General features: G+C 46.8%; 15 protein-coding genes. 4 read left to right on the top strand and 11 right to left on the bottom strand.

Annotated elements, in window-relative coordinates:
- Positions 1–425 precede the first annotated feature (425 nt).
- Together ABZR88_RS22370 and ABZR88_RS22365 are read right to left on the bottom strand one after the other, a co-directional pair.
- Positions 426–1,976: a methylmalonyl-CoA mutase gene (locus ABZR88_RS22370; RefSeq protein WP_107830986.1), complete on the bottom strand. Its 1,551-nt coding sequence runs from the start codon at positions 1,974–1,976 to the stop codon at positions 426–428.
- Between the two features lie 13 nt (positions 1,977–1,989).
- Positions 1,990–2,520 (bottom strand): hypothetical protein, encoded by a 531-nt coding sequence (locus ABZR88_RS22365; protein ID WP_107830988.1) that lies wholly within the window; start codon positions 2,518–2,520, stop codon positions 1,990–1,992.
- Positions 2,521–2,623: 103 nt separating this feature from the next.
- On the opposite strand from ABZR88_RS22365, the gene ABZR88_RS22360 reads away from it, so the two are divergent.
- The gene (locus ABZR88_RS22360; protein ID WP_107830989.1) at positions 2,624–2,977 is read left to right on the top strand and encodes an iron-sulfur cluster assembly accessory protein; all 354 of its coding nucleotides are present in this window, start codon (positions 2,624–2,626) and stop codon (positions 2,975–2,977) included.
- A gap of 320 nt (positions 2,978–3,297) precedes the next feature.
- On the opposite strand, the gene ABZR88_RS22355 is transcribed toward ABZR88_RS22360, so the two are convergent.
- From ABZR88_RS22355 to ABZR88_RS22345, 3 genes are read right to left on the bottom strand one after another with little or no spacing between them, the layout of a single operon-like run.
- The gene (locus tag ABZR88_RS22355) at positions 3,298–4,137 is read right to left on the bottom strand and encodes a phosphatidate cytidylyltransferase (protein WP_107830992.1); all 840 of its coding nucleotides are present in this window, start codon (positions 4,135–4,137) and stop codon (positions 3,298–3,300) included.
- Positions 4,134–4,349, bottom strand: a complete 216-nt coding sequence (locus ABZR88_RS22350; RefSeq protein WP_107830994.1) for a DUF2007 domain-containing protein — start codon at positions 4,347–4,349, stop codon at positions 4,134–4,136. Before ABZR88_RS22350 ends, ABZR88_RS22355 begins: the two co-directional genes overlap by 4 nt.
- On the bottom strand, positions 4,330–5,226 hold the full coding sequence (locus tag ABZR88_RS22345; RefSeq protein WP_170113680.1) for a CPBP family intramembrane glutamic endopeptidase: 897 nt from the start codon (positions 5,224–5,226) through the stop codon (positions 4,330–4,332). Before ABZR88_RS22345 ends, ABZR88_RS22350 begins: the two co-directional genes overlap by 20 nt.
- 102 nt (positions 5,227–5,328) lie before the next feature.
- Here ABZR88_RS22345 and dusB point away from each other — a divergent pair, with 102 nt between their 5' ends.
- Together dusB and apaG are read left to right on the top strand one after the other, a co-directional pair.
- Entirely contained in the window at positions 5,329–6,321 is a 993-nt protein-coding gene (gene dusB / locus ABZR88_RS22340; RefSeq protein ID WP_107830998.1) for a tRNA dihydrouridine synthase DusB, read from the top strand.
- 44 nt (positions 6,322–6,365) lie between these two features.
- The gene (apaG, locus tag ABZR88_RS22335) at positions 6,366–6,752 is read left to right on the top strand and encodes a Co2+/Mg2+ efflux protein ApaG (protein ID WP_107831000.1); all 387 of its coding nucleotides are present in this window, start codon (positions 6,366–6,368) and stop codon (positions 6,750–6,752) included.
- Positions 6,753–6,947: 195 nt separating this feature from the next.
- Here apaG and ABZR88_RS22330 read toward each other — a convergent pair whose 3' ends face one another.
- The 6 genes from ABZR88_RS22330 to ABZR88_RS22305 form a co-directional block, all read right to left on the bottom strand.
- A complete protein-coding gene (locus tag ABZR88_RS22330) occupies positions 6,948–7,493 on the bottom strand; it encodes an NUDIX hydrolase (protein WP_107831002.1) in 546 nt (181 codons plus the stop codon).
- Between the two features lie 185 nt (positions 7,494–7,678).
- On the bottom strand, positions 7,679–8,074 hold the full coding sequence (locus ABZR88_RS22325; protein ID WP_107831004.1) for a hypothetical protein: 396 nt from the start codon (positions 8,072–8,074) through the stop codon (positions 7,679–7,681).
- Positions 8,075–8,192: 118 nt separating this feature from the next.
- On the bottom strand, positions 8,193–9,005 hold the full coding sequence (locus ABZR88_RS22320; protein ID WP_107831006.1) for a YgcG family protein: 813 nt from the start codon (positions 9,003–9,005) through the stop codon (positions 8,193–8,195).
- 12 nt (positions 9,006–9,017) lie between these two features.
- Complete coding sequence (locus ABZR88_RS22315) at positions 9,018–9,455, bottom strand: TPM domain-containing protein (RefSeq protein WP_107831008.1); 438 nt, start codon at positions 9,453–9,455, stop codon at positions 9,018–9,020.
- 107 nt (positions 9,456–9,562) lie between these two features.
- Positions 9,563–10,141: a LemA family protein gene (locus ABZR88_RS22310; protein ID WP_107831010.1), complete on the bottom strand. Its 579-nt coding sequence runs from the start codon at positions 10,139–10,141 to the stop codon at positions 9,563–9,565.
- 298 nt (positions 10,142–10,439) lie between these two features.
- Positions 10,440–11,393, bottom strand: a complete 954-nt coding sequence (locus ABZR88_RS22305) for a rhodanese-related sulfurtransferase (protein ID WP_107831137.1) — start codon at positions 11,391–11,393, stop codon at positions 10,440–10,442.
- Between the two features lie 192 nt (positions 11,394–11,585).
- Here ABZR88_RS22305 and ABZR88_RS22300 point away from each other — a divergent pair, with 192 nt between their 5' ends.
- Positions 11,586–12,842: a pyridoxal phosphate-dependent aminotransferase gene (locus tag ABZR88_RS22300; protein WP_107831012.1), complete on the top strand. Its 1,257-nt coding sequence runs from the start codon at positions 11,586–11,588 to the stop codon at positions 12,840–12,842.
- The last annotated feature ends 20 nt before the right edge of the window (positions 12,843–12,862 follow it).

The raw sequence follows: 12,862 nt of genomic DNA, 5'->3' as shown, positions 1-12,862 counted from the left end.
ATGTCTCTTTCTAAAATACTGATATACAATCCCAACTAATCCGGCAAGATGTGCCGTCTACGGAACATCGAAGATTAAAAAAAAAAGCCGTTAAAAAAACTAAAATTTTGAAAAAAATATCGAACCCTCAAACGGCCCTGAAAAGGCCATTTTTGCCCTGTTTTTTTGCAGGAAAATTCGAATCAAAAAACGAATGTTATTGTATCGACGAGGAATGTTCATAAGTGATAATGCTTCTAAAACAACCATTATACGCTATTGTTTGGGCTTTAGTTTTATTTGTTCAAGAAAAATAAAATACTGTTTTAAAGCAAAAAATTACACAAAAAAATGATATTCCGAAAGGTTTTAGAATAAAATTTTGCGAAGCAAAATGTTAATAACCAATGTGGAAAACGCACATTATCAACACTTTTTGCGCTTTTTCAGTACTCTCCAAACACATTTCTGAGAGCATTTGCCACCTCTCCGAGAGTGGCATAATTCTGCACAGAATTGAGCAAAAAAGGCATCAAATTTTGGCTGTTTTTTGCCGCATTTTCAAGGTCGTTTAAACACTGTTTTACGGCCGCATTATCACGGGTATTTTTGAGCTGATCAAGGCGCTCGGTCTGCTGCTTCCGTACACTATCATCCACCCTGAAAACGTCTCCATGCGGTTTTTCCTCCTGCACAAATTTGTTTACGCCAACAATTACGCGCTCGCCACGCTCTACTTCATTCTGGTATTCGTACGACGCCCGGGCAATCTCCTGCTGGATGTAATCCTGCTCAATAGCTTTAACCGACCCGCCCATGGCATCTATCTTATCTATATAGATTTTGGCGGCGGCCTCCATCTCGTCGGTCAGCGCTTCTACAAAGTACGAGCCGGCCAGCGGATCAACCGTATCCGTCACCCCGCTTTCAAACGCAATGATCTGCTGGGTGCGCAGCGCAATGCGTGCCGCTTCTTCTGTAGGGAGCGATAAAGCTTCGTCATACCCATTGGTATGTAACGACTGTGTGCCGCCCAACACCGCAGCCATGGCCTGCTGCCCTACGCGTATAATATTATTAAGTGGCTGCTGGGCCGTAAGGGTAGAACCGCCCGTTTGCGTGTGGAAGCGCAGTTTCTGGGCCTCAGGCGTAGTTGCCCCCAATTCTTTGGTCATATGGGCCCACATCCGGCGCGCAGCGCGAAATTTGGCAATCTCTTCAAAGAAGTTATTATGGCAGTTGAAGAAAAACGACAGGCGAGGTGCAAACACATCTATATCCAACCCCTTCTCTAGCGCCGCCTTTAAATAGGCCTTACCGTTAGCCAGGGTAAAAGCCAGCTCTTGCACTGCGGTAGATCCTGCCTCGCGAATGTGATAGCCCGATATAGAGATGGTGTTCCACTTGGGCACCTCTTTGCTGCAGTACTCAAACACATCGGTAATGAGGCGCATAGACGGCGCAGGCGGATAGATATAGGTGCCACGTGCGGCATACTCCTTCAAGATGTCATTCTGGATGGTGCCCGATAGTTGCTTTAAATCTGCCCCCTGCTTTTTTGCTAACGCGATGTACATGGCCAGCAGGATGGGGGCCGTAGCATTGATGGTCATGCTGGTGGTGATGTTCTGCAGTTCGATACCTGCAAACAGCTGCTCCATATCTTTCAGCGAGTCTATGGCTACACCAACTTTGCCCACCTCGCCTTCGGCCATGTGATGGTCTGAGTCGTAGCCAATCTGCGTGGGCAGGTCAAACGCTACCGACAGGCCCGTGGTGCCCTGACTGAGTAGATAATGGTATCGTTTGTTTGATTCTTCGGCGGTAGAGAACCCGGCGTATTGGCGCATGGTCCACAGGCGGCCACGGTACATATCTTTCTGAATGCCCCTGGTAAACGGAAACTCGCCTGGCTGCTCGCTCATGGCCGACGGTTCTGTGTAAACTTCTTTTATTTCTATTCCCGATGTGGTTTTGATCTGTTTACCGTCTGCCATATATCATAGATGTTTAAAATAGCTCTGTCACATCCGCCCTAATCAGTTGTGCGGCGGCATCGTAGGGGTCAATCTCAGCCTGACTCAGTTGCGTGAGGATGGCCCGCCCCAGGTCTAACCCCGTGGCATCGCCCGGCAATGTACGGGCTACGTTGTTGACCAGGTTGGTGGTATCTGCCTTAATGCGTTTGGCCACCGTCCATGATGCCGGCGATACATATAATTGCTGCGTTACGTTATGCTGATACTCGTTGCGCACTTCGTTTATAATTAAACTGTGCAGCTCGGCAGCACTATAGGCGTTTGCATTTAAGCGGATGAGCATATTTGCGGGGTTGATACGATCAATCAGCAGGATCAATCGCTCATAAGCCTGCAGGCGCATAGGCAGCGTTTGGGCAGCCTGCGCTCTCCTGAATTCTATCAGCTTAAATTTCTCCTGATTATTAAGATACGGCTTAAACAGGTACAAAGCCGCAAAAAGTACAAGGATGCCGGCAACGGCATATTTAAAAACCTCAACTAGAACAGAAAAAAGCATCATCGTACAAATTTATAAATGTTAAGCAGAGGTCATTAATTGGGTTAGCGACGGTAAAGTTGTGCATTTTGCGTTATATTTGAAAACACATTAATTTGAAATTAAGATGAGTAACGCTGTTGAAACTGCTAGTGCCCCGGTAACTTTTACCGATGGTGCGGTTAAAGAACTACATAAACTAAAAGATCAGCAGGAGCTTAGTGACGACTTTGGCCTACGCATAGGCGTTGAAGGTGGTGGCTGCGCCGGCATGAACTATATACTGGGTTTTGACCAGAAAAAGGATGGCGATAACGAATACGATATTGAAGGCATCCGCGTGTTTATGCACAAAGCCCACGGCCTGTACCTTGCAGGCATGCAAATTGATTTTCAGGACGGACTGAACGCCCGCGGTTTTGTTTTCAACAACCCGAATGCGGCCAGTACTTGTGGTTGTGGCAGTTCATTCTCGGTGTAACCAGAACCAGGATTCAACGAATTTTTAGGATTAATAGGATTTTATAAGATATAAAGAAAGGCATCTCTAAAAAGGGATGCCTTTTTGTTTGTCTTGAACCGAGATTTTTAATATTTACACGATATCATCTAAAGATCAAGGGGTGTCATGTTGAGCTTGTCGAAACACGTGCGCGTGGACTAATTTGGCCTTCGCGCGCCCTTCGACAAGCTCAGGATGACAGTCAGCCCACTTTTAAATACACTCCTTATATCCTTTTAAACAAAGAAACCACCTTGAGTGCCGATAAATCAACTTACGAAAATCCGTTAAATCCTGGTTCAGACAACCAAACTCAAATAAGCATAAACCAGCGGCGCGGCCATCAGTAACCCATCAAAACGATCCAGCAGACCGCCGTGTCCCGGCAAAATACCGCCTGAGTCTTTTACGTCGATGCTGCGTTTAAACATACTTTCAACCAGATCGCCAAGAGTGCCGAAACAGGAAATGATCAGCGCAATTACCACCCAGTGGCCCCAGAACAATTCGGTATAATAATGGCTCAGCAATAGACCCACACCGGCACTGATAATGACGCCGCCAATAAAACCTTCCCATGTTTTTTTAGGCGAGTGACGTTCAAACAATTTGTGTTTACCAAAGAACCTGCCGCTCAGGTAAGCGCCGGTATCATTAGCCCAAAGCATCACCATAAAACCCAGAGGCAAGTGGAAGCTATAAGTCATCTGGGTAAAGCCCAGCGCATAAAAACAAATGAACGGCGCAATAACAAATATCAGCCCAAAGTAGGTATAAGCCAGATTGGCAAACGGCGCTACGGCTTTGCCAAATAACTCCTTGATGAAAATGAGTGCCGATAACACGATGGCTACACCCACCAGTCCTTTGACTACTCCAGGCGACAGGATGACTGTATGCCAGCCAGCTCCCAGTACAGGCACATTAATTAAGGCAAACAATAAGTAAAGCGTTATAGCCAGGGCAATGCCGCCAATGGCATTGGGTTTAGCACCGCTAGTTTTAATCAGTCCGTAAAACTCGGCTAAGCTTGCGGCAGAGAGGAGCAGAAAAAAAGCGCTGAACACATACCAGTTAATCAGCACCGAGGCCAGCATTACAATTACGAAGAAGAAGCCAGTAATGGCACGTGTTTTCATTGATGATTAATTTGATTAAGGATCATTATTTCAACTGCCGCGCTGAAATCGTCCTTGTGTATATAAACAGAAATATCCCCGAAGGTGCGATGCGATGAATCTTGTTTGTTCATAATCACCGTATCAATCAGGTTCTCGGTAAGTACCTGTTTCACCATTTCGGCCTGATAAAAGTTGGTGGATGTATAAAACTTAATCCAGTTCTTCTCCATCTTGTCCGGGGTTTGTTGCTATTGCTTTTTTACGATAATAGACTAAAATAGATACAGATATCAGTAAGCAAAACAAATAGACAATATAATGACTAAACATGGGGGTATTACTATCCGGATCAATCTTTACCTGCTGGTGCTGATACAGATAGGTAACCACCACCGCAAAACCATTGTTTAAAAAGTGGCAGAACACCGATGGCCAGATGCTACCGCTCCATGCACAAAGATAGCCAAGCGCACCGCCTAACAACATCCGTGGAACAAAACCCAGAAACTCAAAGTGCATAAAGCTGAATATAAAAGCAGCCAGCCAAACGGCACTGTGTACGCTCATATCCCAACGTCTGAAGATGGTTTGCAGGCATCCTCTGAATAAGAATTCTTCTGAAATGGCCGGCAGGAAACCAACAACAAACAAGGTTACCAACAGATCACCACCAGAGCGCATATTCATCACCTCCTTAAAAACCGCCTCGTTCTGGTTTTCCAGATCATGTATCAACTTATCTACTCCTTTAAAAGGCGCAGGCAATGAAAGATGCTGATTCCAGTAAATGGTGATATCCGTAACGGGCGTAAAGAACACCATGAACAGCAGCCCGTAGACCAATAGAACGGGCGAGAAATGCGAGTCGAACTTTAAGTAAGTACGTGGTTTTCTGACCACTAAAAAGGCAAACACCAGGGCAGGTGTCCAGAAACCAAGGACGGTATTGCCTAGCCCCAAAAACATACGCATGGCATATACGTAGGTTGCAGAATGTACGGGCCGCATCTGCACTACCTGATCGGATATCGTTTTTCCGTAGATCATGGCCACCGCCTCTTTGCCAATAAACAAACCAGCCACCATACAGCCAAAACTTATCAGCAAAAGGTAAAAAAGTTGAAGTACAGGCGATAAAGGTTTTACGTATCTCTCGGGGGTATCCATCAAACTTTAAAAAATCGTATTTTTGCAGGGTTAAATATAAGCATGTCTGTACAAATAGGAAATATTGATTTAGGTGATTTTCCGTTGCTGCTGGCCCCGATGGAGGACGTGAGCGACCCGCCTTTTCGTTACGTGTGCAAGCAGAATGGTGCAGATTTGATGTACACCGAGTTCATCAGCAGTGAGGGCCTCATTCGTGATGCCGCCAAAAGCCGCCAGAAGCTGGACATATTTGAGTATGAGCGCCCCATAGGTATTCAGATCTTCGGCAGTGATATTGAGCATATGCGCGAGGCTACCGAGATTGCCACCGCGGCTGGTCCCGATCTGATGGATATCAACTACGGCTGCCCGGTTAAAAACGTGGCCTGTCGTGGTGCCGGCGCCAGCCTGCTGCAGGATATCGACAAGATGGTGGCCATGACCAGCGCCGTTGTTAAAGCCACCCACCTGCCAGTAACGGTAAAAACCCGCCTGGGCTGGGATGATAACACCAAAAACGTTTATGAAGTAGCCGAACGCCTGCAGGATGTAGGCATTCAGGCGCTTACCATACACGGCCGCACCCGTGCGCAGATGTATAAAGGCGTGGCCGACTGGACTTTGATCCACCAGATCCGTAAAAATCCGAGGATCAAAATCCCCATTTTTGGCAATGGCGACATCGATTCGCCACAAAAGGCTGCTGAATGGCGCATGCAATATGAAGTGGATGGCATGATGATCGGTCGTGCGGCCATTGGCTATCCGTGGATTTTCCGCGAGGTGAAACATTATTTTAAAACCGGCGAAATGCTGGCCCCGCCAACTATTGCCGAACGTGTAGACGTTTGCCGCACACATTTAGAGAAATCAATAGCCTGGAAAGGCCCCAAAACGGGCATTTTTGAGATGCGCCGCCATTATAGCAATTACTTTAAAGGACTGGATCATTTTAAAGAATATCGCATGAAACTGGTGGTGGCCGATACTTTTGAGCAGATTGACGAGATATTGCACCGTGTTACAGAACACTATAGCGAGCAGATGGCTTGATTTTTGTGTAACGGTTCTATATATTTGAAAAAAAGGAGATTGCTATGGTGACAACGATTACAGAAGGTGTTAAAATTACGGTAGAAACCCAATACCAGCCCGAGTACTCAAATCCGGCAAACGAGCACTTCATGTTTGCCTATCGCATCAGTATTGAAAACCTGAGTAGTTACACCGTGCAATTAATGCGCCGCCACTGGCACATTTTTGATAGCAACAGCACCCGCCGCGAAGTGGAAGGCGAAGGCGTGGTTGGCATTCAACCGGTTATTGAGCCGGGCCAAACCCACGAGTATGTATCTGGCTGTAACCTCAAAACCGATATGGGCAGTATGAAAGGCGAGTACCAGATGGTGCGCCTGCTGGACAACACTACTTTTAACGTGCAGATACCAGAGTTTTACCTGGTGGCATCGTATAAGCTGAATTAAGAATTATTAACGATGTCATCCTGAACGAAGTGAAGGACCTTTTCGTAGCGATCAGCCGGGATGTATGATCGAGAAGATTTCTCCCGTTGGTCGAAATGACATATGGAAATAACATGTAGAGCCACATATTTGTGGCTCTTTTGCTTTTAGACCATATCTATGGGAGCCAAAAATATGTGGCTCTACTTTAGGATTCTACAGGGCTATCTCCCCCAACTTCCATAACGCATAAAACAAGCCGGTGCAATGCAGTGCCTGGGCAATTTTGTTTTCGGCTAAAAGTTGCTTTATCTCAGCCAGGGTGTATTCTTCAACCTGAATGTCTTCGGTAGGGTCAAGTTCCTGCTCCTGTACTTTTTTGCCGTTGCGGGCCAGGTAGCAATAGGTGTGATTATTAGCTGTTGACGGATTGGCATAAACGACTGAAATCAGCTCGATATCATCAAACTGGTAACCTGTTTCTTCCAGCAGCTCGCGACGCATGGCTACTTCCGGGGCCTCGCCATCATCAATTACGCCGCCGGGAATTTCCAGCGATACGATGCCCGCAGCATGGCGGTATTGACGAACCATCAACACTTTACCTTCTTCGGTTACGGCTACGGCGTTTACCCAATTAGGGTATTCCAGCACATAATAATCTTTTACCTGCCGGCCGTCAGGCATTTCGCAATGATCGGTACGCAGGGTGGCCCATGGGCCTTTGTGGATGTATTCAGAAGCGCAGACTTTCCATTTCATGGGATGTAGTTGATTTTGGGAGTGGTAATTACGAGTCAATATCCTTACGTCATTGCGAGGAACGAAGCAATCTCTGCTTAGGACAGTCCGATAGGCAAATCGGCTTTGCATGTACAGAGATTGCTTCGTTCCTCGCAATGACGTGTTTTAATGACGTGAACCCACAATTAGGGTTAATGTATTTTTCAATTCAAAAAGCGCAAAATATCATTACGCCTGGCAATGTTTTCAAACGCCTGAAAATGGTGTTTTCTTTCTAAAGCATCAAATATGATGAGTACTTTTTTCAGCAGCAGGCGGGTGTCATCGTTCTGCTCCAAAGGTTCGGCATAAACGTAGAGTAACTGGCCGAGGGCATTTAGTTTTTCGGGGCTGTAGGTAGCATTTTCAATGTGTTGGGTAAATGCATCTTCGTCAAGCGTCAGCAGGGTTTCTGCCGCAATATCATACTCGGCTTGCAGGGCAGCGTTGAACTCTTGCCGAAAGGTCACGTCATCGCCATCCACCTTCAGGCCCATTAACCGTGCCAGCAATTGGGCAAACTTGCGCGCTTCGTTTAATATATAATCGCGTTGATACATTCTTTAGGGAGGTGAAAGAATAAAGGAAAAAGGCGAAAGGTTTTATTATCAGAAGTAAAAACCGAAAGAATAAAAGCACCTTTTACCTTTAACCTTTCAGCTTTTACCTTATAAAAAACTACCAGCTACCGGAAGAACCGCCGCCGCCGAAGCTGCCGCCGCCAAAACCACCGAAACCACCGCCGCCGCCGGATGAACCGCCGCCGCCGCTCCAACCGCTGCCAGATGAGCCACCGCCCCAACCGTCTCCGCGGTTGCCGCCGTTCATCATTGAGCCGGCCAGGAACCACCAGAACGGACTAGCAGAACCGCGACCACCGATGATGTTGCCACCACCGCCGCCACGTCTGCGGAAAACCATGATCAGTATAAAAATAACAATGATGATAATGAATCCGGCCGGACCGCCATCGTCTTGCTTTACAGCTTTTTGACGCGGATGATCGTTCTTGTACTCACCTTTGTTATAACGGATAATATCATCTACAGCAGCATTCAAGCCGCCAAAGAAATCGCCCTGTTTAAAATTGGGCTTCATATCGTTCTCAATAATCTGATGGGTAATAGCGTCAGGCAGCATCCCTTCAGAGCCATAGCCGGTTTGGATGCTCATTTTGTGGTCTTTAAGCGCCACCAGCACCACCACGCCATTGTTCTTATCTTTCTGCCCCACGCCCCATTTACGGCCCAGCAGCGCGGCATATTCATTAATATCATAATCGCCGGTAGATTGCATCATCACTACCGCAACCTGCACCGATGTTGAATCATCAAAAGCTACAAGTTTTTGTTCCAGCTGGGTTTTCTGTTCGTCGGTAAGGGTGTTGGTATAATCGGCAACCAGGGTAGACGGTTTGGCCGGAAACTCCTGCCCGAAGGCCGCCCCAATGGCCAGCACCAACGCCAGGCTCAATATCAGTTTCTTAAACATTGTGTACACAATTTAGTCTTCGCCATCCATAAAGGCAATATCGTCCGGCAGTTCATTACGGTCGTTATCCTGGTGGGGGAAGTATTTTTTCAGTTGTTGGCCAGCCATCTGTAATCCGGTTATGATACCCTCTACCAGTTTGCCGTATTTAAATTGTTCCAGCATGGCCTCTTTGGTACTGTCCCAAAAATCGGCTGGTACCAGCTCATTGATCCCGCCATCGCCAATTATGGCAAATTTACGATCAACCGTAGCCAGGTAGATCAGCACACCATTGCGCAGACGCGTTTTGTGCATATTTAACTGCTCAAAATACTGTGTGGCACGCTCCAATGGCTCCACATCGCATTTTTTCTCAATGCAAACACGTATTTCGCCGCTGGTGCTAGCCTCCGCCAGCTCAACGGCTCTGCGAATCTGCAATTGCTCTTCTTCGGTAAATCGGGCCATCTTTTTTGAATGAGTGAAGGATTGAATTTTGAATGAGTGAAGGGTTGAAGAAGCGAATAATCTTAAATATCACTCATTCAATCCTTCACTCATCCACTCATTAGCTATTAAAATTCTACTTTCGGCGCTTTGTCAGAGCCGGCTTCGGCAGCAAAATAGCCTTTCTCTTTAAAGCCGGCTATACCTGCCACAATGTTAGCCGGAAACGCACGGATCTTGCTGTTATAATCTTGCACGGCATCGTTAAAATCTTTACGGGCCATGCCAATACGATTTTCAGTACCTTCCAGTTGGGCGCTTAATTGTTTAAAGCTGTCGTTAGCTTTAAGATCCGGATAGCGTTCTGATGCAACTATCAATCGGCCCAAAGCAGCGCTCAGCTGACCTTGTGCAGCCTGGTATTTGGCAACGTTTTCAGGAGTCAGCTTGTTCGGATCAACCTGGATAGAAGTTGCCTTAGCACGAGCCTCGGTAACGGCAGTCAGCGTACCTTGCTCAAACTTGGCTTCGCCTTTAACGGTAGCTACCAGGTTCGGGATCAGATCTGCACGGCGCTGGTACTGGGTTTGTACTTCGCCCCATTTGCTTTTCACGGTCTCGTCTTTCTGTACCATGCCGTTATATGAGCAACCGCCCATTAAAGCAATAACTACAACAATGCCAATTACTATCAGTAAGTTTTTCATTTTTCTATGTTGATTAATTTAGGTGTTAGATGTCAAATGCCATACCGATGTTACAAAACACGTTTTAAAATGACATAATGGCAAGTTAGGTATTTGTTTTGATTTAAAACAGGGATGTTGGTGACTGGGATGGTTACTTGATTATGCAGGTCATGCCGAACTTGTTTTGGCACCCCATACGCTTAGCAAGCGTGCTAAACTGTCCAGTGGGGTCCCGAAACAAGTTCGGGATGACTTATAAAAACAAAAGCGTCGCTGGAATCCAACGGCGCTTCTTTATACTATCACTTGCAGCAGATTAAGCTTCTGCAACCTTAACCTTCTTCACATTCACTGGTTGCGGCACTTTTACATAGTAGCCGGTACCGTCATACACACGCTTGCGCGGGTGGGTTTGGCACTCGGCGCTGCAGCAGCCTTCCATTTGGGTGCCGCACTCTTCGCACTGGGTAAAGTGTTCGTTGCACTCCGGATTAGCGCAGTTTATCATCTTGTCGGTGGTTTTACCGCAGTTACGACAGGTTGAGATAGTTACCGGGTTTACCGAGTTTACGTCTACCGCTAAGCGATTATCAAACACGTAGCATTTACCCTCAAAATCTTCGCCACCGGCTTCTTTGCCGTATTTAATGATACCGCCGTGCAGCTGGTATACATCTTCAAAACCTTCTTGCAACAACAAGGCCGATGCTTTCTCGCATTTAATACCGCCGGTGCAATAGGTCAGGATTTTTTTGTCTTTATACTGAGCCAGCTCATTGATCTTGTCCGGAAAATCGCGGAAGTTCTCAATATCCAGCGTAATGGCATTCTTGAATTTGCCTAAAGAGTGCTCATAGTTAGAACGCACATCCAGTATCACCACATCATCACGGTCTTTCATCGCCAGAAAGTCTACCGGCTCCAGATGTTTCCCGGTACGGATGTTCGGGTTGATGATCTGCGGATCACGCAAGCCAGAGTGTACGATCTCTGATTTATAACGCACGTGCATTTTCACAAATGAAGGCTCGTCAACGTTATCAATCTTAAACTCGGTTTTGGCAAAACGCTCGTCGGCCATTACGGCATCCATATAAGCCTGACAAGCTTCGGGTGCGCCGGAAACGGTACCGTTCAGGCCTTCATCGGCAACAATGATCCTGCCGGTTAAGCCAATGCTTTTACAAAATTTAAGGTGATCTGCGGCAAATTGCTCCGCGTTCTGGATGGTTGTATAGCAGTAATACAACAGGGTTTGATACTTGCTCATAAATTCATTGATACCGCTGCAAACGGCGTTTAATGCAGCTGCAAAGATAATAAAACAACTCAAACTATTAAAGTCCAAGCGTTTTGCCAATATGGCACCGCAATGTAAAAACAGAAAAAAGTTAACCCACGCCCGGTGTGTTACAGGCGGTAACGCTATATTTGCCTGGTATAAACAGCCTATAAAAATAAAATGAGTATATCTAAACTGGCTCAGAACCTTAGCGGCTCTGAGATCATTAAAATAGCCGGCGAGATTAACGAGCTGAAAAAACAAGGACAAAACATTGCCAACCTCACCATTGGCGATTTTAATTCTAACCTGTACCCCATCCCAGCACCATTAAAGGCAGGTATTGTTGATGCTTATGCCCACAACCAAACCAACTACCCGTCTGCAGATGGCGAGCTGATTTTGCGTCAAAGCGTTTCTGCTTTTTTAAATGAGCGCATGGGCTTGGAGTATCCGGCTAATCAGATTCTGATCTCTGGCGGTTCACGTCCGCTGATTTACTCTACCTTTCTGGCCATTGTAGATCCGGGCGATAAAGTGGTTTTCCCTGGTCCGTCATGGAACAACAACCACTACTCAGATTTAACCAGCGCCAACGCAGTGATGGTGCAAACCAGGCCCGAAAATAATTTTATGCCTACGGCGGATGAACTGCGTCCGCACCTGAAAGGTGCTACGCTGCTGGCCCTGTGCTCGCCGCTGAACCCGACAGGCACCATGTTCAAAAAGAAAGACCTGGAAGAAATTTGCGACCTGGTAATTGCCGAAAACAAAACCCGTGCCGCGGGCGAGAAACCGCTGTACCTGCTGTACGATCAAATCTACTCGCAACTAACCTTTGGCAGCCACGAGCACTTCAACCCGGTAACCCTGCGCCCGCAACTTAAAGATGTTACCATTTTTGTTGATGGCAGCTCTAAATGCTTTGCCGCTACCGGCGTGCGTGTGGGCTGGGGCTTCGGTCCGGCCCATATTATTGAAAACATGAAGGCCATTGTGGGCCACATGGGTGCCTGGGCGCCAAAACCAGAGCAGGTGGCCATGGCCGAGTTTTTAAAACATGACGACCAGGTAAACGAATACTTAGAGGACCTGAAAGCCAAAGTACAAGACAGCCTGACGGTACTGCACGAAGGTTTTCAACAAATGAAAGCCGACGGCCTTCAGGTTGATTCTATCGAACCAATGGGTGCCATCTATTTAACCATTAAAGTTGATTACGTGGGCAAAACCACACCAGAAGGTGATTTACTGAAAGACTCGACCGATGTAAACTTCTACCTCATCAAAGAAGCCAAAGTGGCCCTGGTGCCATTCTCGGCCTTTGGTACCGGTCATGACGTTTGCTGGTTCAGGGCATCGGTAGGCGCTACCTCGCTGGACGATATTAAAGAAGTACCGGGCAGAATTAAAGCTGCGCTGGAGAAATTGAAATAACTACCCCTCCCAACCCTCCC

Origin of the sequence: Mucilaginibacter yixingensis (assembly GCF_041080815.1) — a bacterium.
Lineage (GTDB): Bacteria > Bacteroidota > Bacteroidia > Sphingobacteriales > Sphingobacteriaceae > Mucilaginibacter > Mucilaginibacter yixingensis.
This window is presented reverse-complemented; position numbering and strand designations above follow the sequence as displayed.

Bases quoted from the DNA above. Each gene is read 5' to 3' on its own strand.
- ABZR88_RS22370 (WP_107830986.1), bottom strand. From the start codon at position 1,976: ATGGCAGACGGTAAACAGATCAAAACCACATCGGGAATAGAAATAAAA.
- ABZR88_RS22365 (WP_107830988.1), bottom strand. From the start codon at position 2,520: ATGATGCTTTTTTCTGTTCTAGTTGAGGTTTTTAAATATGCCGTTGCC.
- ABZR88_RS22360 (WP_107830989.1), top strand. From the start codon at position 2,624: ATGAGTAACGCTGTTGAAACTGCTAGTGCCCCGGTAACTTTTACCGAT.
- ABZR88_RS22355 (WP_107830992.1), bottom strand. From the start codon at position 4,137: ATGAAAACACGTGCCATTACTGGCTTCTTCTTCGTAATTGTAATGCTG.
- ABZR88_RS22350 (WP_107830994.1), bottom strand. From the start codon at position 4,349: ATGGAGAAGAACTGGATTAAGTTTTATACATCCACCAACTTTTATCAG.
- dusB (WP_107830998.1), top strand. From the start codon at position 5,329: ATGTCTGTACAAATAGGAAATATTGATTTAGGTGATTTTCCGTTGCTG.
- apaG (WP_107831000.1), top strand. From the start codon at position 6,366: ATGGTGACAACGATTACAGAAGGTGTTAAAATTACGGTAGAAACCCAA.
- ABZR88_RS22330 (WP_107831002.1), bottom strand. From the start codon at position 7,493: ATGAAATGGAAAGTCTGCGCTTCTGAATACATCCACAAAGGCCCATGG.
- ABZR88_RS22325 (WP_107831004.1), bottom strand. From the start codon at position 8,074: ATGTATCAACGCGATTATATATTAAACGAAGCGCGCAAGTTTGCCCAA.
- ABZR88_RS22320 (WP_107831006.1), bottom strand. From the start codon at position 9,005: ATGTTTAAGAAACTGATATTGAGCCTGGCGTTGGTGCTGGCCATTGGG.
- ABZR88_RS22315 (WP_107831008.1), bottom strand. From the start codon at position 9,455: ATGGCCCGATTTACCGAAGAAGAGCAATTGCAGATTCGCAGAGCCGTT.
- ABZR88_RS22310 (WP_107831010.1), bottom strand. From the start codon at position 10,141: ATGAAAAACTTACTGATAGTAATTGGCATTGTTGTAGTTATTGCTTTA.
- ABZR88_RS22305 (WP_107831137.1), bottom strand. From the start codon at position 11,393: ATGAGCAAGTATCAAACCCTGTTGTATTACTGCTATACAACCATCCAG.
- ABZR88_RS22300 (WP_107831012.1), top strand. From the start codon at position 11,586: ATGAGTATATCTAAACTGGCTCAGAACCTTAGCGGCTCTGAGATCATT.